Annotated in this window: 6 protein-coding genes; all 6 read left to right on the top strand. The window is 38.5% G+C overall.

Annotated elements, in window-relative coordinates:
- Window positions 1–1319, top strand: a 1319-nt coding sequence (locus AC1DOS_RS18975; protein ID WP_477538760.1) for a hypothetical protein, incomplete at its 5' end; no start/stop codon positions are given.
- 95 nt (window positions 1320–1414) lie between these two features.
- On the top strand, window positions 1415–1975 hold the full coding sequence (locus AC1DOS_RS18970) for an SLOG family protein (protein WP_477538759.1): 561 nt from the start codon (window positions 1415–1417) through the stop codon (window positions 1973–1975).
- A gap of 197 nt (window positions 1976–2172) precedes the next feature.
- Window positions 2173–2505: an ArsR/SmtB family transcription factor gene (locus tag AC1DOS_RS18965; RefSeq protein WP_477538758.1), complete on the top strand. Its 333-nt coding sequence runs from the start codon at window positions 2173–2175 to the stop codon at window positions 2503–2505.
- 85 nt (window positions 2506–2590) lie between these two features.
- Window positions 2591–2761 carry an SRPBCC domain-containing protein gene (locus AC1DOS_RS18960; protein WP_477538757.1) on the top strand — a complete coding sequence of 57 codons (171 nt, stop codon included), beginning with the start codon at window positions 2591–2593 and terminating at the stop codon, window positions 2759–2761.
- Complete coding sequence (locus AC1DOS_RS18955) at window positions 2719–2940, top strand: SRPBCC domain-containing protein (protein WP_477538756.1); 222 nt, start codon at window positions 2719–2721, stop codon at window positions 2938–2940. The genes AC1DOS_RS18960 and AC1DOS_RS18955 overlap by 43 nt, the downstream gene beginning before the upstream one ends.
- An 18-nt stretch (window positions 2941–2958) precedes the next feature.
- A partial coding sequence (locus AC1DOS_RS18950) for an SRPBCC domain-containing protein (RefSeq protein WP_477538755.1) occupies window positions 2959–3304 on the top strand: 346 nt, incomplete at its 3' end.

The following is a 3304-nucleotide window of genomic DNA, read 5'->3' as shown; positions in this document are numbered from 1 at the left end:
ATACGACACTTATCAGTATTGTCGGTATCTTCTTGATTGCAATAGTAGCCACTGGATCATTAAGTACCTCCATTAGTAGTATTTTCAACAGTTTTATATATGCTATAACGGAGTTGTTGCCAACCATCCTAGTTATCTCTATTATTGTGGCGATGAGTAAAGTATTAACGACAACGGGTGTTAATGATGTGATGATTTCGCCATTTTCAAAACTGATTAGGACACCTGCACTTGCTTACTGGACAATCGGAATCCTCATGATGATTATTTCTTGGTTTTTTTGGCCATCTCCAGCTGTTGCCTTAATGGGCGCTGTTTTGCTGCCAATTGCAATACGTGTAGGTTTACCTGCACTTGGAGTCGCCATGGCAATGAATCTCTTCGGACATGGGATTGCATTGTCCGGAGATTTCATCATACAAGGGGCACCTAAATTAACAGCAGATGCTGCGGGTCTTCCAGTCGGTGACGTAATTAGTGCAAGTATCCCGCTTGTATTTGTAATGGGTCTTGTTACGACAATTACCGCTTTTTATTTCTTGAAACGTGATATGAAGTCTGGAAAATTAACAGATACAACAGGATTGTCTACGGCACCTTCAATTGAACCATCCCCACAACAATTAAAGCTTTTATCAGTAAACCAAAAGCGCTTTTTAGCCCTATTAATCCCCGTACTATTCGCACTTGATGTAATAGTAATGTCTATCCTAAAACTTCAGGGTGGAGATGCGACCGCTTTAATCGGTGGTACATCTGTTTTTATCCTATTACTCATAACAATGGTTAGCCATAAAAACAAAGGGTTAGAACAAGCGACTAATTACCTTATTGAAGGATTTCAATTCGGTTTTAAAGTATTTGGAGCGGTCATCCCAATTGCAGCATTCTTCTACTTAGGTGACGCGGGGTTCACAAAAATTATTGGTGAACTTTTGCCTAAAAATTCACACGGAATTGTCAATGATCTAGGTGTAGCATTGGCATCCATTGTTCCGCTAAGTAAAGAAGTTGGAGCAATCACGTTAACGGTAGTTGGGGCAATTACCGGACTCGATGGGTCTGGTTTCTCAGGAATTTCACTCGTTGGTTCAGTCGCTACCATTTTCTCAACAGCCATTGGTGCTGGAGCAGCTACACTTACTGCATTAGGTCAAATAGCGGCAATTTGGGTTGGTGGGGGGACCTTGGTTCCGTGGGCTCTAATTCCAGCAGCTGCAATTTGCGGTGTCGATCCATTTGAACTCGCAAGAAGAAACCTTGGTCCCGTTACGATCGGTTTAATTGTCACCACAATTGTGGCGATGTTTTTAATCTAAAAGCAATAGATTGAGACTCTCGACTAATCGAGAGTCTTTTATCTTTTAACATGCTAAACTATTGTATATAAAGGTCAGTGACTCGGAGGACTTGCATGTTAAAAAGATTAGTCATAACAGGTTATAAACAACACGAAATTGGTGTATTCGACGACAAACATCCAGGCGTTGGCTACATAAAAAAAGCATTACAAAACCATCTCCTTCAGTTATTAGATGAAGGACTCGAATGGGTAATATTCAGTGGTCAATTAGGTGTTGAGACATGGGCAGCTGAGTTAGTTATAGATTTAAAAGCGGATTATCCAAAATTAAAATATGCGATTATTACACCTTTTCTAGAGCAAGAAAAAAACTGGAATGACCCTAAAAAAGAGAAATATCAAGAAATTTGTGCTAAGGCTGATTTTCAAACTAGCGTGACCAAAAAACCATATGAGGGACCATGGCAATTTATCGAAAAAAATAAATTCATCATTCGTAATTCTGATGGGATGTTGATTATTTATGATGAGGAAAACGAAGGTTCTCCAAAGTTTATGAAAGAACTTGCTTTGAAGTATGCTGAGAATCACGACTATCACATCATTTCTATATCAGCAGACGATCTACAACTCATTGCAGAAGAAGAGCAAATAAATAATTGGTCGGAATGAGTATATATCATTTATTAATGTCAATAATAACTGGACTTCCTCAATACCTAACATGAATAGTAAGAAAAATTGTGCTTTCTTAATAGTATTTGCTTCGTTTAATTTATGGAGTGAATACTTTTTTGGTTTTTTAAAGTAAATGAAATTAAGTGTGATCTACTTCAATAAATTAATTAAGTGTGTGCTTAATTACTATTATGATTGAAAAAGTGATACAGGCCTTATCAGAGCCCAAACGTAGAGAAATTTTGCAACTTGTATATGAGAAAGAGTTAACCTCGAGTTCCATTGCTTCGAATTTTGAAATTTCTGCACCAGCAATCTCGCAGCATCTCAAAGTCCTCGAAGGAGCCGGACTTGTCATCGTTCGGAAAGAAGGAACAAAAAGATATTATGGATTTAAAAAGGAAGACTTTGCGGAGTTAAAACAGTTCATCGATCACTTTTGGGATGACCATTTATTACTCTTGAAAGAAGCGGCGGAAGAAGAAGAAAGGAAAATTCATGAATCAGAATCAGAATCTGAATGAGTCCATCCGGAAAGAAATCTTTATCAATTGCAGGCCACAAATATTACTTGGCTTTTTTACTGACCCTAAGAAAATGGTGCGTTAGATGGGAAGACATATCCTTTTAGAACCTCGCATCGGTGGTAGCTATCGTATTGACGTCAATGGTCAAGACATCGCTAAAGGGGAATATTTAGAAATCGTCCCTTATGAAAAAATTGTGATGAGCTGGGGATGGGAGAATTTAGAAATACTTCCTCCTGGGTTAGTACTTTAGAATTCCGACTGATTCCGAAAGACAGCGGGACACTTTTAGTTCTGACTCATTATAATCTTCCTGAAGAAAAAGTTCAGTCTCACCTAGAAGGTTGGACACACTACATGGCACGTCTTCAAACATTATCAGACGGACAAGATCCTGGGATTGATCCTTGGTCAGTTACAACAGAATCATAAAATTGGAGGAATTTCATAATGTCACATACAATCCATCAAGAAATTAATTTTAAAGTAAGTCCAGAACGTTTATATAAAGCGCTCACGAGCTCTGCACAATTTAGTGAAGTTACTGGAGGTGCACCAACTGAAATTAGTTCTGAAGCAGGAGGTTCGTTTTCTTGTTTTGGTGGCATGATTGTTGGAAGAAATATTGAATTGGTTCCGAATGAGAGAATCGTTCAAGCATGGCGTGCAGGTAATTGGGACGCTGGAGTCTATTCAATCGTAAAGTTTGAATTCAAAGAGCAAGATAAAGAAACTCAACTTATTTTCGACCACAATGGCTTCCCTGAAGGTCAAGGAGAGCATCTAGGAGCTGGAT

The organism is Paenisporosarcina sp. P5_A11, from assembly GCF_056400705.1.
The sequence above is the reverse complement of the archived record's forward strand: the minus strand, read 5'-3'. Positions and strand labels throughout refer to the sequence as shown.

Excerpts from the sequence above, each read along its gene's own strand:
- AC1DOS_RS18970 (WP_477538759.1), top strand. The coding sequence starts at position 1,415 with ATGTTAAAAAGATTAGTCATAACAGGTTATAAACAACACGAAATTGGT.
- AC1DOS_RS18965 (WP_477538758.1), top strand. The coding sequence starts at position 2,173 with ATGATTGAAAAAGTGATACAGGCCTTATCAGAGCCCAAACGTAGAGAA.
- AC1DOS_RS18960 (WP_477538757.1), top strand. The coding sequence starts at position 2,591 with ATGGGAAGACATATCCTTTTAGAACCTCGCATCGGTGGTAGCTATCGT.
- AC1DOS_RS18955 (WP_477538756.1), top strand. The coding sequence starts at position 2,719 with ATGGGAGAATTTAGAAATACTTCCTCCTGGGTTAGTACTTTAGAATTC.